We start from the raw sequence: 24,343 nt of genomic DNA on the forward strand, positions 1-24,343 counted from the left end.
TCTATTCTTCGAGCATCACCTGACGTCTGCTCCACCATAGCAATCCAAATGCGCTCAGAAATAAAAATCCTGTTACGTAAAATACGGATGAGATTCCAATGTACCCGGATAATAAGCCGCCGAACGCTGGTCCTGCGACGTTTCCAAGAAATCTGAAGCTCTGGTTATAACCTAATACCTCACCCTGCATCGAGACGGGTGCAGCATGTCTGATAAAGGCGGTAACACTTGGAATAATACCGCCAATTGCCATACCGAATAAAAATCTCAATATTACTAACTGCCAAAGCTCTGTTACCAGCGCCTGCGGAACAATAAAAGCTGCTGAGAGCACAAGCAGAATCGTGAGAACCTTAGTGTAACCAATCGCATCACCAAGTCTGCCCCAGCCTCTTGTGGCAATCAGGTTCCCAAAACCGGTTGCCGAAAAGGCAAGTCCAGATAAAAACGCAATATTCGCAGCGCTCGTCAGTCCATCGACATACAGCGCGAGGAGAGGCTGAATACTGAAGTTGGCCATCTGTACCAGAAACGACAGCACCATGACCGTTAAAAGCATTCGCTGGCTCGTGATATGTTTAAAGACTTCTTGTCTTGTATATGACTTTTCATTCTTTTTATCGGCAGATTTTTTCTTTTCTGAAATCCCGAACATGACAACGGTCGCAGCAGTTGAAATCACAATGGCTGTAATAATAAATGTATAACTGAATCCAAAAGCATCCGCCATCAACCCGCCGAGAATCGGACCGAATAATCCGCCTGTCACTGTACCCATCTGTAAAGTACCGAGCGTTCTTCCTGCGATATGCTTTGGTGTCTGAGAGGAAATTAAGGCAAGAGAAGTCGGAATAAACCCTGTTACAACACCCATAAACATTCTTAAAATAAACAGCCCAAATACTGAATCAATAAAGCCCATCATAAAAATACTGAACGCGATTCCGTATCCGGTGATCATTAAAATCGGCTTATAGCCGAAGCGGTCACCAAACCTGCCCCAGATCGGTGAGACAAAAAATGCAGTCAGAAATGTGACCCCGAATACGAGTCCTGACCACTTTTGAACATATTCAGGAGAGAAATTCCCCATTGTTTCTATATATAGAGATAAAAACGGTAAAACCATTGTGGCACTCGCAGCAACTAAAAAGTTTGCTACCCACATAATGATCAGATTCTTCTTTTCAACAGTAATTGTAAACACCTTCTTGTTCTTCATATGCTTCATTATTTCGTGTGACGTAGTAATTATACACCTTATAAATCATCCTGCAACAAAGCCACACGGAAATTGTCGTATGAAAATTCAGTCTTTTTCATAAACATTACTCCATCCCATGGTATAATAAACCCAACATTTTCTGCGGATGAGCTGCAGCATAGAGGAGGGAGCGTATGAGTAAGACCACAATTTTTATTGATTTTGAATTTTCAATGCCTGAAGGGAGAGGACATAAAGGTTTCTTTCCTGAAATCATTGAAGTCGGCCTCCTTGCTGTGCAGGGAGGGAGACAGGAACAGTTTTCAAGTTATGTAAAGCCGCGAGTGTTTAAAAGACTTTCTCGAAGATGTAAGAACTTTTTAAATATCAGCCAGCATCAGGTTGATCGTGGAATTTCTCTTCATTCACTAGTGGAAAAACTTTCAGAATACAATGAAGCGGGAACGTGTAAAGTAGTGACGTGGGGCAATATGGACATGAAAGTACTGAAACAGAACTGTCAGATTGCCAAGCTGCCGTTTCCTTTTTCAGGAGAGTTTGTCGACCTGTCAATGGAATACAAACGCTTTTTTGGAGATCGCAATCAGACCGGTCTTTGGAAAGCCGTCCAGGAGTATGGTAAAGATGGCACCGGCAAGCACCATAAAGCACTCGATGATGCGATGACGACCTATCATATTTATCAGCTCGTTGAAAAAGATAAAGAGTATTTGAATCAATCTGAATCTACAACTATCGGCGATCGCGTGGATTTTTCAGCGCTCAGGTCATTTCTCGCCCAGTAAAAAAAGAACCCGTGTATGGGTTCTTTTTTTACGGATTTTTGTCAAAACGTCAAGTTATACATTAATTTATATTCGCGTTTTACACTCTGCAGTGCTTCAAGGCATTTTTGGTTATAAGGAGAATCTTCCTCTTTCAGTTTTTCTTCAAGCTTCCGGACAGATATTATAAGACTTTCATTGTAATCAACCAATTCCCCGTCAAACGGTTTGACCATTGAAGAAGGGATGTTTGCGCGTTCGTTAAAAGCAAGTGCTTTTCTTTCATGGAAATACGGTACATCCACCTGCTTAGGATTATGAAGATCTCCTTGTTCAGGATGTTTAATCACGCTTTTAATCCGTATGACCTGATGCTCTGTATGTACCTGATCCACTTCACCGATATAAGCCCCGGTTTTATAGAATGCTTTTACCAGATTCATTTTATTTCAACTCCTTTTACACAAGTTTAACCTAAAATGATGATTTTTTCTTTTCGTTCGTCTAAAGTATTACATGGAGGCGATTTTAATGAAAATAAAAGCACTAATACCATTATCTTTACTATTTATATTGACAGCATGCGGGGGAGCTGAGGAGGAAAGTACACCTGAGGCTGAAAGCACCACACCGGAATATACAGTAGTGGAAGGCTATCCGCAGACAAATCCTGAAGCTGCAGAAAACGAGCCGGTTGCAACAATGGAGACGTCTGAAGGGACCATTTCGATTAAGTTGTTCCCGGATCAGGCACCTAAAGCAGTTGAAAACTTTATCACCCATTCAGAAAATGGCTACTATGATGGCGTGACGTTCCACCGTGTCATACAGGATTTCATGATTCAGGGTGGCGATCCTGAAGGGACTGGCGCCGGTGGTGAAAGTATATATGGAGAACCATTTGAAGATGAATTTGACCCGTCACTCATTAATATGAGAGGTGCACTTTCAATGGCTAACGCAGGTCCGAATACAAATGGCAGTCAGTTCTTTATCGTACAGGCTGACTCACTCGGTGAAGGCATGGTCAGTGATATGGAAGCAGCCGGTTTTCCTGAACAGACCATTGACATTTATGAAGAACGTGGTGGAGCACCGTGGCTCGACAACGGTCATACCGTATTTGGACAAGTGATTGAAGGAATGGATGTTGTTGATCAAATTGCAGGAACTGAGGCGGAAAACGACTCACCTGTAGAAGATATTGTGATTGAATCGATTACAATCGAAGATTAGCGTACACGAATTGTTCACGTGAAGTCTGATTTGACCGCTGTTATAATAAGGGTATCAGACAGATGTGAGGAGGGCGGCCAATGGTTGCTGAATGGTTGATCTTACAGCTTTTCCTTTATTTCCCCGAGGACAAGTCCGAATACTTACCGGCGGGATTATGGCTGCTGTTATTTGTCATCATGACATATGTGACGTATAAATGGATTGTGCGCGTATCAAAGCGTCAGGCAGATGAAGCGAAGAAGCTTGAAGAGAAAATTGTGAATCGGAAAGATACACATTCATAACATAACATTAAAGGCTGAGACATTGTGATCTCAGCCTTTAACCGTTTCGCTGCGCTTCAGGCGGACGCTTTCCGCAGGATCGGCGGTGAGCCTCCTCGCGCTTCGCACTGCGGGGTCTCACCTGTCCGATTTCTCCTGCTGGAGTCGCCGCCTTACTCTCCGCTACACTTTGATTCTAATCTCTATATTGTTTAATCTCTGCTTTTATGAGCCTGTGAAATTGAGTCATACGTCATTCAGCCAGGTAGTTATAGTAGCCATTCGGTCCGATACCTACTTCGGCAGTCGGAATACAGCACTCAGCAGAAAACTCACAGCACTCGCCGCAACAGAAGCATCCCCCCGCTACAATTGAAATCCTACTTAAAAGCCTTCTTCAACCGCTCCAACCCTTCTTCAACCATCGCGCGCGGCGAGGCAATGTTCATGCGGATAAAGCCTTCTCCGCCTTTACCGTATTTTTCACCCGTATCGACACCGAGCTTCGCTTTCTGGTAAAGCGCTTCTTTCATTTCATCTTCACTCAACCCTTTTTCCCGTGCATCAATCCATAAAAGGTAAGTGCTGTCCGGCTCCATCAGATGCAGGCCTTCGATTTCCTGAAGCCCTTTTCTGACAATTTCAAGATTACCTTCTAGGTAGTCGATTAGCTGCTCGAGCCATTCTTCACCTTCTGAATAAGCAGATTCCATTGCAGTAATCCCAAATGTGGACAGCGTGAAGAAGCCCTGTTTACCCTGGTCTTCCTGCATCTTTTTGCGTACTTCTTCATCTGATGCAATGACTGCAGAAGCCTGCATACCAGCAAGGTTAAATGTTTTAGAGGGTGCAACGAATGTAATGATATGCGCGTCATCCTCAGTGGCAAGTGCAGCTGGAACATGTTTTGAATGACGGTAGACAAGATCAGAGTGAATTTCGTCTGATACAAGATATACATTCTCCTGTTTACACATCTCAGAAATTTTCTTTAATTCATCATGAGTCCATATTCTTCCTGATGGATTGTGAGGGCTGCAGAGTAAAAACATTTTTACATCTTTCAGTTTCTCCGCAAAGTCATCCCAGTCAATTTCATAACGATTATTCTGTTCAATCAGCTGCGTTAGCACGAGCTTCCGTTCATTTTGTTCAACCATGCTGAAAAATGGCGGATAGGCAGGCGTCATTGTCAGGACGCTGTCTCCTTTTTCAGTCAGCGCTCTGACGGCTGTTGCGATTGAAGGCACAACGCCTGGTGAATATAGATACCAGGCAGGGCTTGTTTTCCATCCGTGCCGTTTTTCAAGCCATCGTGAAATGATTTTTGCTGTTTCAGGCGGTACAAATGTATAGCCGAATGGCGGTTCTTCCATCCTTTTTTTCATTGCATTCACGACTGCATCCGGCGGCAGAAAGTCCATGTCCGCTACCCACATTGGCAGCAGATCATCTGTACCGAATACGTCCTTCATCATATCCCACTTTACAGAATACGTTCCCTTACGCTTTAATTCTGTATCAAAACTACTCATCAGAAACACATCCTTTCTATATCTCTATTCTATGGTATGATAGATTGAGCATTTTTCAAAACAATTAGGTGGGGCATATGGATATAGAAATGAATGAAATGAACTTAAAGCTGGTCATGATCCTGCAGGAGTGGGACCCTTTTGATCTTGGTGAAGAAGGGTATGATGAAGAAATTGCAGAGGTAGTTGAAGCTGTGCATGAGCTGCATCACCCGAGTGATCTGGCGAAAAGGATACAGGCAATTTACGAGCGTACTTTTGAAAAGTGGATTCCGCTTCAGGAATGTACGAAGGTTTCATACAAGCTGCTTGCAGTTAAAATGAATACAGATATAGTATAAAAAACCCCCTTGCGGCCTGGCCGGAAGGGGGTTTTTGAATATTAAATAATCTCAAGCGACTGTAAAAAGATCGCGATAATCGCAAGTGGTGCAAGTACTTTAATCAGGAAGTACCAGACGTGCATCCATAATGCATGTCCGTTAGCGCCTTTTTCAAGCTCTCCGAACACATCTTCTTTTTTCAGTTTATAACCGACAAACAAGCTGATCAACAGCGCACCAAGTGGTAATCCAAAATTGTTTGCAACGTAATCTGCAAAGTCGAAAATCAGTAAGCCATTGATGGTGACATCAGTCAATACGCCAAATGATAATGCGCTTGGAAGACCAATGATGAAAATCAGAATGCCTGAGATCCATGCATACTTTTTACGTTTCTCTGGACGGCCTCTTGAAAGGGAGGCTGTCACGATTTCGAGAATAGAGAATGCTGAGGTTAATGTCGCAAATAGCAGCAGGACAAGGAACACAAACATGAATAGTCCGCCAAATGCCAATTCGTTAAATACTGCAGGCAGCACAACGAATACTAGTCCAGGACCCTCACCAGGCTCGAAGCCGAAAGCGAATACTGCAGGGAAAATGACAATACCTGCAAGGAGTGAAATCACGATATTTAAAATCGCAACGGAGCCCATTGATCTGCCGAGGTTTTCGTCATCCTTCAGATAAGAAGCGTAAGTAACCATAACAGATACCCCGACACTAAGTGCGAAGAATGACTGACCGAGAGCAAGCAGCATCGTCTCACTCGTCATATAGCTCCAGTCAGGGATAAATAAGTAAGCAAGTCCTTCAGATGCACCGTCAAGCGTCAGTGATCTGATTGCAAGGATAATAAACATCACGAGGAGTGCTGGCATCATAATTTTACTAGCGCGTTCAATCCCGTTTTGAATCCCTGTTTGTACAACTGCAATTGTCATGATCATAAAGATTGCCTGAGCAATGAGTACTTCAACCGGATTTGAGATAATGGCTTCAAATAACCCGCCGTACTCTTCCTGGGACAGTCCCATGAGACTTCCGGTTACACTGCGGTAAAGGTAAGATAAAATCCATCCGCCAGCCACGCTGTAAAATGAGAGAATAATAATTGCTACGACTGTACCTAAATATCCGACAAACGGCCATGCGCTTGAAGGGGCAAGCTTTCTGTATGTGGAGATCGCATCTGATTTACCGCGTCTTCCAATCACGAACTCAGCAAGCAGGATCGGCCCTGCAATGAGTACTGTAAATAATATAAAAAACAGCAGAAAAATACTCCCGCCATTTGATCCCGCCATATACGGAAACTTCCAGATCGCACCCAGACCAATTGCTGAACCGGCAGCTGCCAGTATAAAACCGATCTTTGACGACCATTGCTGTGACTTCATCAGTTCCACCTCTTCTTTCATTGATTTGTATATGCTACTACAAGTATACAAGAGCTGAAAAGACTTTTTTCAAAAATATTAATTAAAATGTTCTGTAAATTCCTTCGAATCCCTCAAATGATCAGGTATTTTCTGTATAATAGTAGGAAGAACAGGGGGATAAAGATGGATCAATCAAAGACTCAGTGGCTGATTGAAGCCGATCAGCTGTTACTGCAGCTTGGCGTTCCGATTGAACAGCGTCAGGACTGCCTCGCTCAATTAAATCAAGGCCAATTTGATACAAAATCAGCAGTAATGAAAGAAGCAGTCCATTTCGCGCGAACTTCAGCGCATGATGAAATAGAGAAAGTATCACCCCACGCTGATGACCAGGAACTCCATGAATCGATTCAAACACTTCCATTTACTCAAAAATCAAGCCTGTCCCTTCATCATTATCACGTATTTTCAGAGAGTGATATTGAACGTATCACTTCTCTCTCATATAAAGAACATAAAGAGCAGGAAGAGGCTGCGCGAAGCACACTTGCTGACAGGTGGCAGACTGACAAGGCTCAGATCAGCCAATTTTTAGAGCTTTTAGGTAAAGCGTATAAAAGACAGGAACCTAATCTCGAAGCACTGCCTGAACCACAGGAGACAAGTCCGGAGCCTGAACCGCAAAAGAAAATGTCAAAGTGGCCGGCAGTGGCGGCAGGAGGCATTCTGGCTGCAGCAGCTGGTGTGATCTTTTTATTAAATGATCCGATTCCTGAGGTCGCTGAAGAGGTCTCAGGAAGTGTTGAAGAGCAGGAAGAACTGGTTTACGAAGAGAGTAAATTAGCAGAGCTTGATGCGCTGATTAAAAACCGTAAAATAGAGCTTTCTGAAGCGTTGGGCCTCAGTGAGGATGAAGTTAACAGGTTGAATATGATCATGAATGTAGAAAGTCAGCTGCAATTTCTTAGAGATGTGAATGAAGGCTATTATGAGAATACACACAGTGACCATGAACGGATGCTGACAATGCTGACGCAGGAAATTGAGACGACAATCCTTCCACCGATGCAGATGATCGAGGCAGGCTATAACCTGGCAGAAGAATATGAGATGACTCATGAAATCATGCGTTCAGATATGGCAGTCAATATGTTTATGGATACAGGGCAGAACCTGATCCAAGTATATGAACAAAAGCTAAATGAAAATATTGATTCGATTGCTCCGTGGAACAGATCATATTATAAGGATGATGAACTGCCTGAAAAAGAACGTGTGTTAAGAGAAAAGATCAAAACAAATGGCTTTACCTATGACTATGACGCTGAAAACGCGGAATTCACGGTGATGATGGGTGGAGATGTGTTTGAAGAAGAAATGGCATTTATGCATCCTGTCCATCAGGAAATCCTGAAAAACATGCCTTTAACTTACGAAAGTTTATTTCCGCACAATTCAATTCAAAAAGATCCTGATTATGGATTATATGCAAAAGAAGCACTTAATCTTGAAGAACAAATGAAAAAACTTTATGAGCTCAATGAAGAGGTAAGGTCTGATAAAGAAAATGGTCATTTGTATCAGGGGCTCCCTCACAGACTTGGCTTTCAATATAGTGAATTGGTTAACAGGCTAATTAGTGGCGCAGATATCAGCGGTAATCGAATGAATGTTGAGCTGAATGAAGATCAGTTGACAGCCTGGGAAAATATACTTGAGGATCGTGCTTTTGAAGACTCTTACCTTCGTGAAATGACAGCGTTTCACTATACGATAGGTGAACAATATGGATTTGTTATGCCGGATGGCTGGTCAGAAATTGACTTTTCCCCGTTTTATCAAATGCAGGGAGCGGTGCATGATGTAGGAATTTTCAGCGCAGTTGAAATGCCGCTTGAAGGTTACATGAAAGATATTTACGACAACTATGTTGCTGAAGGGTCTGTCGAGGCGCTTAAGGTTCTGCACCCGAAGCACTTAATCCTGTTTTATTTTAATGCACTGCAACAGGGAGATTATGAGATTGCCTATTCCTTAATGGGAGGGGAGGACCTTCCTGATTATGCCCGTTTTGAAGAAATTGTGGGTGAACACAGTTTTGAATTCGAACCCGTTAACAAATTGTCTTATACGGGTGGTTCACAAACCAACGAAGTGTCAGAGGCTAACTTCAGCATTCAGATACATGGGAATCAGATTGATATCAGCATGGTTGCAGAAGGTGGAATGTATAAAGTGAAATATACGAGTGAAGGAATGTTTAATATGATTGATATGAAAAGTGAGGAAGAGGTTTCTAATTAAAATAGCATGTTAAATGATTGTGTAAATGAAAGAGCTGCCGTTATTCAGGCAGCCTGACAATGAAAAATGAATGTATGCAGATGACAAGTTTATCATTGAGGAAACCGGGATAAGACAACGTGATGATGAACTGCAGGTACCTGCAAATATAAGCTTTTAGTATCTCAATCAAAGGAGGAGTCTGATGCGTAAGCTTGAAAATCTGGATGATTTCCTTTTTGCAGGTGGTCTGCCACCGAAAGACAGGGCTCGAATTCTTCAGGAAGTGTCAGATCTTCCTGAAGAAAAAATCATCCAGCTGATCATTGAAAAGGGGCAAGGTGTTGCTACGCTGAAACATTCAGATATTTTTATCCACAACGAAGATGAAGAAGTCTGGTATGAAGTTTCACGACTTGATATGTATGACCGGGTGTTTGTACTGATGCCATATTTTGATGGAACGGCTGATATGAATGAAACGTCTTTTAATCTGCTGAAAGACCGGGTGGAATCGAGGCTTGGGTATGACATCACGAATGAACAACTTGACCAGATGCTGAAAATGATGGTGGAGGAAGTAAAGAAGCGGGCACCTGAAGATTTACCAGCCCCTGAAAAGCAGTCTGCTGAGCCTCCTGAACCGGTTAAAAACCGCACACAGATAAGTAAATGGGTATGGGTTGCTGCAGGACTATTTGTCATTATATCCGGCGTGCTTCTGTTCCAAAATCCTGGTCAGCAGGAGGGAGAAACCACATTTGCCCCGATGGAGTCTCAAAGTTTTCTGGAAGGAGAGCTCGACAGCTTAAATCAGCTGATCGATGAAGAGATTGAGTCACTTTCAGTGGAACTGGGTCTCAGTACAGAAGCTGTGTGGCAGCTGGAGTTTGTCAGTAATGTGTTAGCACAGTTGAACAGTATAGAGGAATATATTGAATATGCTGAATCAGAAGAAGAACGGACTTCAGCGCTCGGTGAGATCAGAAGAACTGAGCAGCTTATTTCCTCGAGGCTGATGACACCGGTTAGAAGGCTCGAGGATGCTGCTTCACGGGTCTCGGTTAACACGTCTTATGGCATTCTTGAAGTGAATGACAACCTATTATCACGATTCACTTATGATGCGTCAGGGATGATTGAGCTTTATGAAAATACTTTATCACCCTATGAAGAAGAATTATCTGGACTGGACACGCAGCTTTCGGACTTTACATTTTCCGATGATGCGCAAGGATTAATTGAGAAGATAGAGGCTAACGGCTTTGAAGTGACAATTTTACCTGATCGGCAGTCATTTGACGTTAATTATGGAGAAGCATTCATTGACAGGGCAATGAATGGTTTTCTCACCGATGAGTACCTGGACATCATTCAGGAGCAGAAAAAGCAGCCTTATATTCAGGAAGATGATGAGACTGCTTATACCTATGAACAGCAGGCAGTAAAGCTTCTTCAAACCGAAGAACTGCTGGCGCGGTCAGCAGGAACTGAAACTTTATCAAGTGAACTGTTATATCATCACACGCAGCTGTTTCAGTATTTTCTGAGAGATATTACAGATGAATCAGGGCAGCTCAGATCTGAAGTGAAAGCGGTCTGGGAAGCGATGAGCTCAGAGGATCAGCAGCGGAAATATACAGTGGCCCGTTATATCAAAAGTATCTATGCAGCCTTCGAGGAAAATAATTTTATGATTTCTGAAGAAGTCAGATCAGTGAGGGACCGTTATACAGTTGTTCCTGTTTCTTTCCGCATCAGAAAAGCAGACGCCTATTTTCCGTTAAGTGAAACAATGAGAGCGAAATATAATATGCTGAATGCATTTAAGGATGAGAAGGATATCAGCTATCTGTTACCGAAGGAAGCGGCCATGCTTTATATTAATGGACTGGTGTTAAATAATCAGGAGGCCGCTGCCAGCATGTCGGTTCCTGAAACGTTTGAATCTGCGGACAAGGGTGATTGGAGCAATGTCTCCATGCAGGCAAATGAAATCACCAGCATCCAGACTGAATACGCAAATGAAACTGCCATTGTAACAGTGACGGGTGAGAATTTTGAAGAACGACAAATTGTGATGCGGGAAATTAACGGTGTCTGGAAGGCTGAATTTGATCCGAAACATTTAGAGTGGTTTTGATTTTGCAGACGACTTGTGATATAATCAATAATTGCGTGAAAACGATAAAAAAATAACCGTTTATAGGAGAGATTTCTATGTCTACAAAATTCGAAGCAGGTCAAGAACTAAAAGGTAAAGTTACAGGAATTCAGCCATACGGTGCGTTCGTTGCACTTGATGAAAATACACAAGGTCTAGTACACATTTCAGAAGTAACACACGGTTTCGTTAACGATATTAACGACCACCTTTCAGTAGGTCAGGAAGTAAACGTAAAAGTTCTTTCTGTTGATGAAAATGCTGGTAAATACAGCCTTTCAATCCGTGCAACTGAAGAAGCACCTGAAAAGCCACAGCGCAAAGAGCGCCGTGCTCAGCCTTCTAAGTCAGTATCACACACTGAAGACACTACAGGTTTCAACAGCCTGAAGGACAAGCTTCAAGAGTGGATTGACCAGTCTGACATGAAGCGATAAGACGTTTTAAAAGACTCATGCGGGGTTTCCGCGTGAGTCTTTTTTAATTTTTAATTCTCAACCCGTGCTTCTTCATCCGATACTGCAGGTTCTGCCTGCTCATGCCAAGCGCATCCGCTGTCTTCGTAATATTAAAATCATGATACTGAAGAGACTTCTGAATATAGTAGGATTCTGCTTCATTCAGAAAACTGTCGAGTGTCTGAGATGCTTTACCCTCTTTTACCATAAATGCAGATCCGTCCAATGCCGGCATACTGCTCGCCGGATCATCAAACTTCAGCCTGAAGTAATGGGGCAGGTGGGAATAGGAAACCTGATCTTCATTCCCGAGCGCAAGCATTGAAGCTTCCATCACGTGCTCAAGCTCTCTGACATTGCCCGGCCAATCATATTCACGGAAAAGCTCAAGCACTTTATCCGCTGTTCCGGAAACTGCCGTTTGAAAACGGATATTGAACTGTTCGATAAAATACTGAACAAGCTCGCTAATGTCTTCCTTACGCTCCCGCAGAGCCGGTACAAAAACAGTCCGCTCACTAATAACATAGTAAAGTTCCTTTAGCAGTCTACCTGACTGAATGGCATCAATCGGGTCCTCGCTTAAAGTTAAAATGACATATTCCCGTTCTTCCCGCGGCTTCCGTTTTTCAATCTGTAGCCTTTCTGCAAGCTTTTTTTGCACGTGGATCGGCAAATATTCAGCATGTCCCATAAAAAACGTCTTTTTTCTGCTGCTTTGCAGCTCCTCAATAAAACGTTCACTCCGTTCAACTGAGGAACTTCTGAAGTCAATTCCAATAAAGCTGCTTTCATGCAATCCTCTCTCAAGATGAATGCTCTGGGCAAGCAGTTCTTTTCCGGTACCGGCTTCACCGCACAGCAGTAAAAAATCATCGCTTTCTGCAGCGCGTTTTCCTTCAGCAATCATCTGCTGAATCAGTGGTGAAGTGCCGGCCCAGTGATCAAATGATGACAGTTTTTTATGAGGACTGACATCGTGCTCAACTGCAGTTACTTCTCTGGCAACCTCAATCGCGCCAAGTACAACGCCGTCTATAATAATTGGATATGTATCATTAATTGCAGTAATTTCATGACCCTGCACATTAAAATAGGATTGTTGAACATTCAAAATCGGTTCCTTTAATGTCAGTGCCTGAAGCAGCGTGCTTTGTTCGTCAGGGTGGAACTGAAAGACATCGAGCAGCCGTTTATCCAGCAGGTCAATATCGCCTGTACCTTCCATTTCGCGCATTTTCTGATTATAAAAAATGGTTCTCCCATTGGCGTCCACTACGTGAATACCACGGTCGATCATATCAATCATCGATGAGATAAAAGCTGAATGCTGTATAGAATGCAAGATCTTTTCGCTCCTTTCATGAAGCAGTTCTGCAACATGGGTTGGCTTTTTTATTATCTGAAAAGAGAAAATACTTGAAAAATGCAATCATCTTTTGCATTATTATATATGTAAGGGTTTTCTTACTGCAAATATTTTTTGCACAAGACCCAAGACAATATTCAATTAATTAGGAGGTTTATTATGATTCCTTACAAGCATGAGCCGTTTACTGATTTTTCAGTAAAAGAAAACAAAAAAGCATTCGAAGACGGTATGAAAACCGTTGAAGGATATTTAGGGCAGGATTATCCGCTGATCATCGATGGCCAGCGTGTTGTCACTGAAGATAAAATTGTATCTTATAACCCTGGTAAGAAAGATGAAGTTGTAGGCCGTGTGTCAAAAGCGAACCAGGAGCTTGCAGAAAAAGCAATGCAGGCTGCAGATGAAGCGTTCAAAACGTGGAGAAAAGTGAAGCCTGAAGTCCGCGCTGATATTCTTTTCCGCGCAGCAGCAATCGTGAGACGACGCAAGCACGAGTTCTCTGCACTGCTTGTAAAGGAAGCTGGTAAGCCTTGGAATGAAGCGGATGCTGATACAGCTGAAGCAATAGATTTCATGGAATACTATGGCCGCGAAATGCGCGCAATGAAAGAAGGTAAGAAAGTTGAAAGCCGTCCTGGTGAGTTCAACCAGTATCACTACATTCCACTAGGTGTAGGTGTCGTCATCTCACCATGGAACTTCGCATTTGCAATCATGGCAGGAACAGCAGTTGCAGCCATGGTAACAGGGAACACAGTTCTTCTGAAGCCGGCTTCAACGACACCTGTTGTGGCAGCGAAGTTTGTAGAAGTACTTGAAGAAGCAGGTATGCCAAAGGGAGTAGTTAACTATATCCCGGGCAGCGGTAAAGAAGTGGGCGACTACCTTGTAGACCACCCGAGAACACGTTTTATCTCTTTCACTGGATCACGTGATGTAGGTACACGTATTTATGAAAGAGCTGCAAAAGTGCAGGATGGCCAGGTGTGGCTGAAGCGCGTTATTGTTGAAATGGGTGGTAAAGATACAATTGTCGTTGACAGTGAAGCAGATCTTGAGCTGGCTGCACAGTCAATCGTTAAATCTGCATTCGGCTTCAGCGGACAGAAATGTTCTGCTTGTTCAAGAGCAGTTGTGCTTGAAGATGTGTATGACCAGGTACTTGACCGCGTAGTTGAATTAACGAAAGAACTATCACTTGGTGAAACAAAATCTCCTGATACTTTCATGGGACCTGTCATTGATCAGGCTGCATTTGATAAGATTATGGGGTATATTGATATTGGTAAAGAAGAAGGCCGTCTTGTTGCAGGTGGCGAAGGCGACAGCAGCAAAGGTTTCTTCATTAAGCCAACTGTATTTGCAGATCTTGATCCGAAAGCGCGTATCATGCAGGAAGAAATTTTCGGACCGGTCGTTGCATTTACAAAAGCGAAGAACTTTGATGAAGCGATTGAGATTGCGAATGATACTGAATATGGTCTGACAGGTGCTGTGATTACAAATAACCGCATGCATCAGGAACAGGCGCGTGAAGATTTCCATGTAGGTAACCTGTACTTCAACCGCGGCTGTACTGGCGCGATTGTAGGCTATCAGCCGTTTGGCGGATTCGATATGTCTGGTACAGATTCAAAAGCCGGTGGACCGGATTACCTGACACTCCACATGCAGGCAAAAACAACTTCAGAAATGCTTTAAGCTTTAAACATGAAGCCGGCAGGTAAGAGATTGAACAGATGCGTCTGTAACACGGGCAGTATTTGCCAGTCTCTTCCTGCCTTTTCTATTAATAGGAGGAATTAAAATGGTACAGTCAACATCAATTATTGAAAAAACAGAACGCTACGGTGCAAACAATTATCATCCGCTTCCAATTGTCATTTCAGAAGCTGAAGGTGTATGGGTAAAAGACCCAGAAGGCAATAAGTATATGGATATGCTGAGTGCCTATTCTGCGGTGAACCAGGGGCACCGTCACCCTAAGATTATTCAGGCGTTAAAAGATCAGGCAGACCGCGTCACGCTGACTTCACGTGCCTTCCACAACGATCAGCTTGCACCATGGTATGAACTGATCTGTGAGCTCTCAGGAAAAGAAATGGCACTGCCGATGAACACTGGTGCTGAAGCAGTTGAAACCGCAGTGAAAACGGCACGCCGCTGGGCTTATGAAGTGAAAGGTGTCGAAAAAGACCAGGCTGAGATTATTGCGTGTCACGGGAATTTCCACGGCCGTACAATGACAGCTGTTTCTCTTTCATCTGAAGAAGAATATCAGCGCGGGTTCGGGCCAATGCTTCCTGGGATCAAACTGGTTCCTTATGGTGACCTTGAGGCGCTTGAGCAGGCGATTACAAAAAACACTGCTGCTTTCTTAATTGAACCGATTCAGGGAGAAGCGGGAATTGTATTTCCGCCAAAAGGATTCCTGAAGGCTGCAAAAGAATTGTGTGAAAAGCATAATGTCCTCTTTATTGCAGATGAAATTCAGGCAGGACTATGCCGTTCAGGTAAAATGTTTGCCTGCGAGTGGGAAGATGTAAGTCCTGATATGTATATCCTCGGAAAAGCACTTGGCGGAGGGGTATTCCCAATTTCATGTGTTGTGGCTGATAAAGATGTGCTTGGCGTGTTCAACCCGGGCTCACACGGTTCAACATTTGGAGGAAATCCAATGGCATGTGCGGTATCAATTGCTTCTCTTGAAGTATTGAAAGAGGAAAAGCTTGCTGAACGTTCACTTGAAATGGGTAAATACTTCATGGACGCTTTAAAGAAAATTGATAACCCGATCATTAAGGAAATCCGTGGAAGTGGCTTATTTATTGGAATGGAACTCACAGAGCCTGCAAGAAAGTATTGTGAGGAGTTGAAACAGGAAGGACTGCTTTGTAAAGAAACGCACGAAACAGTGATCCGTTTCGCGCCGCCGCTTGTCATTTCCAAAGAGGAACTGGACTGGGCGATTGAAAAAATCACACGTGTTCTTTCTTAAAGTTTTGTTAACAAAACCATCGTCTTAAACGGTTGGTTGTGTTACAATAATGCCGATTCATACTACTGAAATAAAAGAGGCGAACAATAATCATGGCAGAAAATTTGAATCTCTTTACGTCTACACAAGAGGTTATTCACGAAGCACTGACAAAAATGGGGTACGATGATGCAGTTTTTGAACTGATGAAAGAACCAATGCGCCTTCTGACTGTGCGTATGCCTGTCCGTATGGATGATGGCAGCACACGTGTATTCACAGGATACCGTGCACAGCACAACGATTCTGTTGGTCCGACAAAAGGCGGCGTACGTTTCCACCCGGATGTGGATGAAGAAGAGGTAAAGGCACTTTCAATGTGGATGACGCTGAAATGTGGGATCGTTGATCTTCCATATGGCGGCGGTAAAGGCGGAATCATTTGTGATCCTAGAACAATGTCAATGGGAGAGCTTGAAAGATTAAGTCGTGCATATGTACGTGCAATCAGTCAGATTGTAGGACCTACAAAGGATATTCCTGCACCGGACGTTTACACAAACTCTCAGATTATGGCGTGGATGATGGATGAGTATAGCCGAATTGATGAATTCAACAACCCTGGTTTTATTACCGGGAAGCCAATCGTTCTTGGTGGTTCACAGGGACGCGAAAAGGCAACTGCACAAGGGGTAACAATTTGTATTGACCAGGCTGCGAAAAAACGCGGCATTGATATTAAAGGCGCGCGTGTCGTTGTTCAGGGATTTGGTAATGCAGGAAGCTTCCTGGCGAAGTTCATGCATGATGCCGGCGCGAAAGTCATTGCGATTTCTGATGCACACGGTGCAATTCATGATCCTGACGGGCTTGATATTGATTATCTGCTTGACCGCAGAGACAGCTTTGGTACGGTTACAACACTTTTTGAGAATACGTTATCTAACGAAGAACTTCTTGAAATTGAATGTGATATTCTCGTTCCTGCAGCCGTATCCAACCAGATTACTGCAAAAAATGTAGATAACATTAAAGCATCTATCGTTGTGGAAGCGGCAAATGGCCCAACAACACTTGAAGCAACGAACCGTCTGAATGAACGCGGCGTTCTGCTTGTACCTGATGTACTTGCGAGTGCCGGCGGCGTAACTGTATCTTATTTCGAATGGGTTCAGAACAACCAGGGTTACTACTGGACAGAAGATGAAGTAAATGAAAAGCTTGAAAAGAAGCTTGTTGATGCCTTCAATCAAGTTTACGACTTATCACAGAGCAGACGTGTTAACATGCGTCTGGCTGCTTACATGGTAGGCGTGCGAAAATCAGCTGAAGCGAGCCGTTTCAGAGGCTGGGTTTAAGATGATGATACAAAGGGTTGCCTGATAAACGGGCAACCCTTTGTTTATGATGAAGGGACCACTGCATGTTAATCAGACGCTTAAACCGTTGCCGGATCTCTTTCTTCAATCGTACCCGGTTCCCATGATTTGAATAATAATCCCAGGTTAATCAATCCTGCGATCCCGACCAATCCATAAACCAAACGAGCGCCTGCTGATTCTACTCCGTCAAATAGTGCAGCTACCGCATCAAATTGAAAAAATCCAACCAATCCCCAATTTAGCGCGCCAATCACCGTTAAAACCAATGCGATTCTCTGGACCGTATGCATGATATCCCTCCTTTACTATGGAATCGATTTATTATTTACAAACCTGCACTTCTCTATTCCGTATAAGCATCTCAATTGCATTCAATCGTTTCATCAAAGATAATGAATAATGGACCAAACAACAAAAGGAGGCTTTCACAATGGATACATTTACTTTTTATAATCCCGTGAAACTGATTTTCGGAAAAGACCAGGTAGAACAATTAAAAGAAGAAGTTCCTAAATACGGAAATAAAGTATTGATGGTATATGGTGGAGGCAGCATTAAAAAGAATGGTCTATACGATCAGATCACAGGCCTGCTGAAAGAAATCGATGCAGAAGTATTCGAACTGTCAGGTGTCGAGCCTAATCCGCGCCTAACAACAGCTGAAAAAGGAATCGAAATCGCAAAGAAAGAAAACATCGACTTTATCCTTGCTGTAGGTGGAGGCAGTGTAATCGACTGCACGAAGCTGATTGCAGCAGGTGCTAAATATGACGGCGCAGCATGGGATCTTGTAACGAAAAAAGCATTCGCAAGCGAAGCACTTCCATTTGGAACAGTGCTTACACTTGCAGCAACAGGCTCTGAAATGAATGCAGGATCTGTTATCACAAATGAAGAAACGCAGGAAAAGTACGGCTGGGGAAGCCCTGCAACATTCCCTCAGTTCTCAATTCTTGACCCTCAAAATACTTTTACGGTACCTAAAGATCAGACAATCTACGGTATTGTAGATATGATGAGTCACTTATTTGAGCAGTATTATCACAACGTATCAAACACACCTGTACAGGACCGCTTAATTGAAAGTGTCCTTCGTACAGTGATCGAGACAGCGCCGGAGCTTGTGAACGACCTTGAAAACTACGAGCTACGTGAAACAATTCTTTATAGTGGCACACTTGCACTGAACGGTATGCTTCAAATGGGTTACAGAGGAGACTGGGCATCACACAATATCGAGCACGCTGTATCAGCGGTCTACGATATTCCACACGCCGGCGGTCTTGCAATTCTGTTCCCGAACTGGATGAAGCATAATCTTGAAGTAAACGAAGCACGTTTTGCGCAAATGGCAGTCCGCGTGTTTGATGTGGATCCTGAAGGCAAATCTGACCGCGAAATCGGTGAAGAGGGCATACAGCGCCTGCGTGAATTCTGGACAGAAATCGGCGCGCCGTCAACACTTGCCGACTACGACATCAGCGATGAAAAAGTGGATCTGATGGCAGACAAAGCAATGATCAATGGTGAGTTCGGTAACTTTAAGAAGTTAAATAAAGATGATGTCGTGAAGATTTTGACTGCATCACTGTAAATGAATAGAGACGTTGAAATAAGGGGATGGGACAATTTTTTGTCTCATCCTCTTATTCGTTTCGCTGCGCTTCAGGCGGACGCTTTCCCCGGGAACGGCGGTGAGCCTCCTCAGGCTTCGCCTTGCGGGGTCTCACCTGTCCGTTTTATCCCGGTGGAGTCGCCGCCTTACGCTCCGCTACACTTATATGAATATTAAAATGGTGTATAACTTTTCGATTTGGTTGTATTTACCTCAACCTCTGTTATTTTTGAAGAACAATAAGGTCATTTAGATTGCATGCTGAAATTATTTTGATTTGGTAAGGTCCATCTTTCCTCCTTTCACAGCCGGTGATTGAAGTGGAAGGGGGCGACTCCTGCGGCAGGAAGGGACAGGTGAGACAAAGCATGGCGCAGCCTGCTGGCTCACCGCCCGGCCGCGGAAAGCGTCCCCCTGGAACGGAAATCACGGGCCAACCTTCTGAAGAATAAACTTTTTTTCTAAATGAATCCGTTTACAATCAGGACCATTCTTGATTCTCTTATAGACATCATATAAAGTGAAGAAAGAAAAACTAAGGAGGATAACACGACATGACATCAATTCGTTTTGATTATTCAAATGCACTTGAATTTTTCGGTGAACATGAACTGACGTATCTGCAGGGTGCAGTAAATCAGGCTCACACCGCATTACACGAAGGAACAGGTGCAGGAAGCGACTTTTTAGGATGGGTAGATCTTCCGGTTAACTACGACAAAGAAGAATTCTCACGTATTCAGCAATCAGCAGAAAAGATCCGTAAAGATTCTGATGTGCTATTAGTTATCGGAATCGGCGGTTCATACCTGGGTGCGCGTGCTGCACTTGAAATGCTGAACCACAGCTTTTACAATGCGTTATCTAAAGATCAGAGGAAATCACCACAGGTTCTATTCGTTGGAAACAACATCAGCTCTACATATATGAGAGACCTGATGGACCTGCTTGAAGGAAAAGATTTCTCAATCAATGTGATTTCAAAGTCTGGTACAACAACTGAACCGGCAATAGCTTTCCGTATTTTCAGAAAGATGCTTGAAGAAAAGTACGGTAAAGAAGAAGCGAAATCACGCATTTATGCAACAACTGATAAAGAAAAAGGTGCTTTAAAGACACTTGCATCTGAAGAGGGCTTTGAAACATTTGTTGTTCCTGATGATGTGGGCGGTCGTTACTCTGTACTGACAGCGGTTGGACTTCTTCCAATTGCTGCAGCAGGTATCGACATTGAATCAATGATGAAAGGTGCTGCTGATGCGCGTGAAGCATACAGTTCTTCTGACCTTTCTGAAAATGAGGCATATCAATATGCAGCGATTCGTAACGTCCTTTATAACAAAGGTAAAACTGTTGAAATGCTTATTAACTATGAGCCTGGACTACAGTATTTCAATGAATGGTGGAAGCAGCTGTTTGGTGAGAGTGAAGGAAAGGACTTAAAAGGAATTTTCCCTGCGTCTGCTAACTTCTCTACAGACCTTCACTCACTTGGTCAGTATGTGCAGGAAGGACGCCGCGACATCTTTGAAACAGTTGTGAAGGTGAAAAACGCTCGTCATGAACTGACAATCGAAGAAGCTGAAAGCGATCTTGACGGCCTGAACTACCTTGCGGGTGAAACAGTAGACTTTGTAAACAACAAAGCATTCGAAGGCACGCTGCTTGCACACACTGATGGTGGTGTACCAAACCTGATTCTTGAAATCCCTGCAATGGATGCTTATACGTTTGGCTATATGGTGTATTTCTTCGAGAAGGCATGCGCAGTGAGCGGCTATCTTCTTGGTGTAAATCCATTTGACCAGCCTGGTGTTGAAGCATACAAAGTAAATATGTTTGCACTGCTTGGAAAGCCTGGCTTTGAAGAAAAGAAAGCTGAGCTCGAAAAGCGTCTGAAGTAAAAGAGTGAGGCTGCCTGTTATGGGCAGCCTCTTTGCATACAATCTGAAATGGCTGGATAACCTACACTTTAAAAGGAGTGTGGAAGATGTACGCGTTTCGTTCATCTATAGAAGGAAAAGAATTTCCGCTTGTGCTGCTTGAGGACCGCCTGAAAAAAGAAGGGTATGTCATTGGTGGTGGCTGGGAGTATGACCATGGGCACTTTGATTTGCTGCTTAGTCAGGAAGGTGAGTACCTGTATCTGAGGCTTCCGTTTGAAGCGGAGGGGGGAGAGCTTGATAAGGATGACAGCACAGTCAGGATGCAACAGCCATTTCTGCTTTGTCATCAATACGACCCTGACCGTGACCAGGATGCTTCTTCCGGTGCGGTATCAGCTGCATTTAACCAGTTCCAATCTCCGGAGGATAAAGATGCACAGCTGTCTACAGAGCAGATTGATCAGGGGCAGGCTGCCTTGGACAGAGCGGAAAGGCTTCTCAGTTAGTCCTGTGCCTGCTGAGAAGCGCTTCTCCAATAACCCGTTTTGTCTGGACAATTGAATCTGCTCCGGCAGAAATAGCCTGTTCTTTTAGCTCGGTTGAAATCAGTTCTGCTACACAATAAATAAACGGGTTCATCTGCTTAGCTGTCAGGATCGTTAAAACTGTATGGGTATCAGCCGCCTCCTCATTCAAATGCTGATCTGCAGTGATAATGATTTCTTTTGCCGTTTCAACACATGCTTTATGCAGAACAGAAGACTGATATGCTGTTCCTTTAATGAAATCCACCTGCTTTTGATCATACATCGGGTGAGTGCTTAATGTGTGATCAATAATAATTGCATCTTCATTGATCTGCGAAAGGAGATAATAAGCTCTCGCATTCCAGCCCACCACAATGATATGCTCCGATTTGGAAAGAGCGGCTGCACCTTCTCTGACTGACTGCTGAGAGCGGAGTAGATAAGCTGTAAATATAAAAAAATAACTTGAGATCAAGCCTGCGCCTATAAAAAGAAGAGTTGCTGCAAGTATTCGACCTTCAGCGCTGACAGGGACCAAATCTCCATATCCCAGCGTTGAAATCGTTACGAGAGCCCACCACCAGCCATCCCCGATTGTTCGAAATGTATCAGGTTCAATGATAAAAGCCAGAATTCCGCCCGAGAATATTAACAAACATACGGCAGTGATGAGGAAAACCAATTTTGGCATCCTGCTTATATGCTGAAACATCATTCGTATTCACCTCAGCCTCAGTATTACCACTAAAGAAGAGAAAATATTCCAAACGCTATTGCGTGAATCAATTTTAAAGGTATAATAGTGTTTGCACGGGGCTATAGTATAGCGGGAATACGTCGCACTGGCAGTGCGGAGTCAGGGGTTCGATTCCCCTTAGCTCCATCATAAAAGACCCTTGAGGCTTGGCTTCAAGGGTCTTTTATTGTAACCGGATATACGATTTATCTTGATTCAATTTCAATGCCTTCTACATGATCCATAACAGAAAGCTTGCTGTACAGTTCCGTCACACTCTTTTTTATGTGAATGGATGCTGTTAACTCCACCATATGGAGTTTTTCTTTTGTATCCTTCAACCTCATCTGTTCGATGATGACACCTTCAGCTTTCAGGTCCTCCAGCAGTTTTTTGCCACCGCCCGGGTTTGTGAGGAGTATTTTAATATAAATTTCTTTCTGTCTGAAATGGGATGGACCGGTCCATTTTAAAATAAACGGCAGAAGCTCAACGCTGATAATGATCAGAATCACGCCCATTGTAGCTTCTACATAAAAGCCTGCGCCGACAGCAATGCCTACACCGGCAGCTCCCCAAATAATTGCTGCAGTGGTCAGTCCGGATATGGTATCATTCCCTCTGTGTAAAATAACGCCAGCCCCGAGGAATCCGATTCCTGATACAATTTGGGCAGCCAGCCTGAGAGGATCCATTGTAATATTCACTTCTTGATCGCCGCTGAATGAATATGCTGATTCAATAGAGACGATCGTTAACAGGCAGCTGGCGATTGATATGACCAGGCTCGTCTTAAGGCCAACCGGCTTCTTTTTCAGTTCGCGCTCAATCCCGATGATCAAACCAAGAACTGCAGTAATGCCAAGTTTGATTAATAGTTCTTCATTAATCATTTCCAGCACCCCCTTGAAATAATAAATTCGATAAAGCAAAGTAAGGATATGGCAGTGCTTATACATATTATACAGTGGCAAAGGAGAATGTACTATGCAATTTGGAGAGAAGCTCGCTCCGTTAGCAATTATAGTGGGAGTTATTACGGTTTCCTTTTCAGCGATTCTGGTAAAACTGTCATCAGGCGAACCGGGTGTAATCGCATTTTACAGAATGCTGTTCAGTGCATTTATTTTATTGCCATTCTTTTTAAGAGGACATATGAAAGAATTGAAAACGTTAAATAAGAAAGACTGGATAGTTACTTCGGCTGCAGGTGCATTTTTAGCCCTGCATTTTATCTTATGGTTTGAATCCCTGCAGTATACTTCAGTCGCGAGCTCAACAGTGCTTGTTACAATGCAGCCATTATTTGCATTTGCAGGCGCCTATTTTTTATTTAATGAAAAGATTTCCTCTAAAGCAGTTATTTCAGCGATTGCTGCAATTTCAGGTAGTGTTCTGATTGGTATTGGAGATCTGCAGGTGAGCGGGATGGCATTAATCGGTGACATAATTGCGCTTATTTCCTGTGCGTTTGTAACAGCGTATCTCCTGTTCGGCCAGAGCGTAAGGAAACATCTGTCGCTGACGACTTACACTTTCATTGTGTATTCCATCAGCGCGATCGTTCTTTTTATATATGTATTGATTAAGGGTGAATCACTTGGACCTTTTCAGACAAATGATTGGCTGATCTTTTTAAGTCTGGCTGTACTCCCTACACTATTCGGTCATTCACTTTTTAATTGGGCAATTAAATGGGTCAGTACAACGGTGATTTCTATGGCGATTCTTTTTGAGCCGGTCGGTGCAGCGATATTTGCTTATTTTATATTAGGGGAAACACTTGGCGGAGAGCAGCTTACTGGAGGAATGATTATCCTGCTGAGCTTAGGGTTCTTCGTATTGACAATTAAAAGAATCAAAGTTTCTTAAACAAGTTTTAAAGTTTTTTTAAAAAAGGTATTGCACGATATAAAATGCCGTGATATATTATTACCTGTCCTTAAGAGACGCGATAACAATTCGCTCAACACAGAGAATTGAATTTCTTCAAAAAAGTGTTGACTCGACAAGGAAAAAGAGATATGATGATTAAGTCGCTCCAGTGAGAAACTACATAGAGCGAAAGAAACATTTGAACCTTGAAAACTAAACAACCAAACGTCAACGTTTAAGATTTTAAGTCTTTTTCGAACAAAAAAGACAATGAGCTTTTCAAACACTTTACGGAGAGTTTGATCCTGGCTCAGGACGAACGCTGGCGGCGTGCCTA

Annotated in this window: 22 protein-coding genes and 1 tRNA gene; 15 read left to right on the top strand and 8 right to left on the bottom strand. The window is 43.2% G+C overall.

Translation table 11 applies throughout. From position 1 onward, the window contains the following. Position 1 precedes the first annotated feature (1 nt). Entirely contained in the window at positions 2-1,168 is a 1,167-nt protein-coding gene (locus tag ACH6CZ_RS10720) for an MFS transporter (protein WP_374097464.1), read from the bottom strand. A 230-nt stretch (positions 1,169-1,398) separates the two neighbouring features. Here ACH6CZ_RS10720 and kapD point away from each other — a divergent pair, with 230 nt between their 5' ends. After that, complete coding sequence (kapD, locus tag ACH6CZ_RS10725) at positions 1,399-2,010, top strand: 3'-5' exonuclease KapD (RefSeq protein WP_374097416.1); 612 nt, start codon at positions 1,399-1,401, stop codon at positions 2,008-2,010. A 41-nt stretch (positions 2,011-2,051) separates the two neighbouring features. Here kapD and kapB read toward each other — a convergent pair whose 3' ends face one another. Then, positions 2,052-2,432, bottom strand: coding sequence for a kinase-associated lipoprotein KapB (gene kapB, locus ACH6CZ_RS10730; RefSeq protein WP_374097417.1), 381 nt, complete (start codon positions 2,430-2,432; stop codon positions 2,052-2,054). An 88-nt stretch (positions 2,433-2,520) separates the two neighbouring features. Between kapB and ACH6CZ_RS10735 the strand changes: the two genes are divergently transcribed. Together ACH6CZ_RS10735 and ACH6CZ_RS10740 are read left to right on the top strand one after the other, a co-directional pair. Continuing rightward, positions 2,521-3,225, top strand: coding sequence for a peptidylprolyl isomerase (locus ACH6CZ_RS10735; protein WP_374097418.1), 705 nt, complete (start codon positions 2,521-2,523; stop codon positions 3,223-3,225). An 80-nt stretch (positions 3,226-3,305) separates the two neighbouring features. Further along, the gene (locus ACH6CZ_RS10740) at positions 3,306-3,512 is read left to right on the top strand and encodes a hypothetical protein (RefSeq protein WP_374097419.1); all 207 of its coding nucleotides are present in this window, start codon (positions 3,306-3,308) and stop codon (positions 3,510-3,512) included. Between the two features lie 359 nt (positions 3,513-3,871). Here ACH6CZ_RS10740 and ACH6CZ_RS10745 read toward each other — a convergent pair whose 3' ends face one another. Further along, entirely contained in the window at positions 3,872-5,026 is a 1,155-nt protein-coding gene (locus ACH6CZ_RS10745; protein ID WP_374097420.1) for a MalY/PatB family protein, read from the bottom strand. Positions 5,027-5,103: 77 nt separating this feature from the next. Between ACH6CZ_RS10745 and ACH6CZ_RS10750 the strand changes: the two genes are divergently transcribed. After that, complete coding sequence (locus ACH6CZ_RS10750) at positions 5,104-5,367, top strand: DUF1871 family protein (protein WP_374097421.1); 264 nt, start codon at positions 5,104-5,106, stop codon at positions 5,365-5,367. Between the two features lie 41 nt (positions 5,368-5,408). Here the strand turns inward: ACH6CZ_RS10750 and ACH6CZ_RS10755 are convergent, their stop codons facing one another. Then, positions 5,409-6,752, bottom strand: a complete 1,344-nt coding sequence (locus ACH6CZ_RS10755; protein WP_374097465.1) for a sodium-dependent transporter — start codon at positions 6,750-6,752, stop codon at positions 5,409-5,411. 162 nt (positions 6,753-6,914) lie between these two features. Here ACH6CZ_RS10755 and ACH6CZ_RS10760 point away from each other — a divergent pair, with 162 nt between their 5' ends. From ACH6CZ_RS10760 to yugI, 3 genes are all read left to right on the top strand, one after another. Continuing rightward, positions 6,915-9,035, top strand: coding sequence for a hypothetical protein (locus tag ACH6CZ_RS10760; RefSeq protein ID WP_374097422.1), 2,121 nt, complete (start codon positions 6,915-6,917; stop codon positions 9,033-9,035). Positions 9,036-9,219: 184 nt separating this feature from the next. After that, positions 9,220-11,157, top strand: a complete 1,938-nt coding sequence (locus tag ACH6CZ_RS10765; RefSeq protein WP_374097423.1) for a hypothetical protein — start codon at positions 9,220-9,222, stop codon at positions 11,155-11,157. 77 nt (positions 11,158-11,234) lie between these two features. Then, the gene (yugI, locus tag ACH6CZ_RS10770; protein ID WP_039810634.1) at positions 11,235-11,615 is read left to right on the top strand and encodes a S1 domain-containing post-transcriptional regulator GSP13; all 381 of its coding nucleotides are present in this window, start codon (positions 11,235-11,237) and stop codon (positions 11,613-11,615) included. 43 nt (positions 11,616-11,658) lie between these two features. On the opposite strand, the gene ACH6CZ_RS10775 is transcribed toward yugI, so the two are convergent. Further along, entirely contained in the window at positions 11,659-12,981 is a 1,323-nt protein-coding gene (locus tag ACH6CZ_RS10775) for an AAA-type ATPase lid domain-containing protein (RefSeq protein WP_374097424.1), read from the bottom strand. Positions 12,982-13,161: 180 nt separating this feature from the next. Here ACH6CZ_RS10775 and pruA point away from each other — a divergent pair, with 180 nt between their 5' ends. From pruA to ACH6CZ_RS10790, 3 genes are all read left to right on the top strand, one after another. Then, the gene (gene pruA, locus ACH6CZ_RS10780) at positions 13,162-14,709 is read left to right on the top strand and encodes an L-glutamate gamma-semialdehyde dehydrogenase (protein WP_374097466.1); all 1,548 of its coding nucleotides are present in this window, start codon (positions 13,162-13,164) and stop codon (positions 14,707-14,709) included. A gap of 106 nt (positions 14,710-14,815) precedes the next feature. Next, entirely contained in the window at positions 14,816-16,006 is a 1,191-nt protein-coding gene (locus ACH6CZ_RS10785) for an ornithine--oxo-acid transaminase (protein ID WP_374097425.1), read from the top strand. 92 nt (positions 16,007-16,098) lie between these two features. Continuing rightward, the gene (locus ACH6CZ_RS10790; protein ID WP_374097426.1) at positions 16,099-17,343 is read left to right on the top strand and encodes a Glu/Leu/Phe/Val family dehydrogenase; all 1,245 of its coding nucleotides are present in this window, start codon (positions 16,099-16,101) and stop codon (positions 17,341-17,343) included. 80 nt (positions 17,344-17,423) lie between these two features. Here ACH6CZ_RS10790 and ACH6CZ_RS10795 read toward each other — a convergent pair whose 3' ends face one another. Next, positions 17,424-17,657 (bottom strand): DUF378 domain-containing protein, encoded by a 234-nt coding sequence (locus ACH6CZ_RS10795; protein ID WP_374097427.1) that lies wholly within the window; start codon positions 17,655-17,657, stop codon positions 17,424-17,426. A 140-nt stretch (positions 17,658-17,797) separates the two neighbouring features. Between ACH6CZ_RS10795 and ACH6CZ_RS10800 the strand changes: the two genes are divergently transcribed. From ACH6CZ_RS10800 to ACH6CZ_RS10810, 3 genes are all read left to right on the top strand, one after another. Next, on the top strand, positions 17,798-18,961 hold the full coding sequence (locus ACH6CZ_RS10800; RefSeq protein WP_374097428.1) for an iron-containing alcohol dehydrogenase: 1,164 nt from the start codon (positions 17,798-17,800) through the stop codon (positions 18,959-18,961). Positions 18,962-19,536: 575 nt separating this feature from the next. After that, on the top strand, positions 19,537-20,886 hold the full coding sequence (locus tag ACH6CZ_RS10805; protein WP_374097429.1) for a glucose-6-phosphate isomerase: 1,350 nt from the start codon (positions 19,537-19,539) through the stop codon (positions 20,884-20,886). Positions 20,887-20,972: 86 nt separating this feature from the next. Beyond that, positions 20,973-21,374: a YugN family protein gene (locus tag ACH6CZ_RS10810; RefSeq protein ID WP_374097430.1), complete on the top strand. Its 402-nt coding sequence runs from the start codon at positions 20,973-20,975 to the stop codon at positions 21,372-21,374. On the opposite strand, the gene ACH6CZ_RS10815 is transcribed toward ACH6CZ_RS10810, so the two are convergent. Further along, positions 21,367-22,110: an NAD-binding protein gene (locus ACH6CZ_RS10815; protein ID WP_374097431.1), complete on the bottom strand. Its 744-nt coding sequence runs from the start codon at positions 22,108-22,110 to the stop codon at positions 21,367-21,369. The genes ACH6CZ_RS10810 and ACH6CZ_RS10815 overlap by 8 nt on opposite strands. A gap of 97 nt (positions 22,111-22,207) precedes the next feature. On the opposite strand from ACH6CZ_RS10815, the gene ACH6CZ_RS10820 reads away from it, so the two are divergent. Further along, positions 22,208-22,278 (top strand) — tRNA-Ala (locus ACH6CZ_RS10820). Positions 22,279-22,337: 59 nt separating this feature from the next. On the opposite strand, the gene ACH6CZ_RS10825 is transcribed toward ACH6CZ_RS10820, so the two are convergent. Beyond that, positions 22,338-23,024: an MgtC/SapB family protein gene (locus tag ACH6CZ_RS10825; RefSeq protein ID WP_374097432.1), complete on the bottom strand. Its 687-nt coding sequence runs from the start codon at positions 23,022-23,024 to the stop codon at positions 22,338-22,340. Between the two features lie 94 nt (positions 23,025-23,118). On the opposite strand from ACH6CZ_RS10825, the gene ACH6CZ_RS10830 reads away from it, so the two are divergent. Continuing rightward, a complete protein-coding gene (locus ACH6CZ_RS10830; RefSeq protein ID WP_374097433.1) occupies positions 23,119-24,003 on the top strand; it encodes a DMT family transporter in 885 nt (294 codons plus the stop codon). Positions 24,004-24,343: the final 340 nt, after the last annotated feature.

The organism is Jeotgalibacillus sp. JSM ZJ347 (assembly GCF_044383825.1).
GTDB lineage: Bacteria > Bacillota > Bacilli > Bacillales > Jeotgalibacillaceae > Jeotgalibacillus.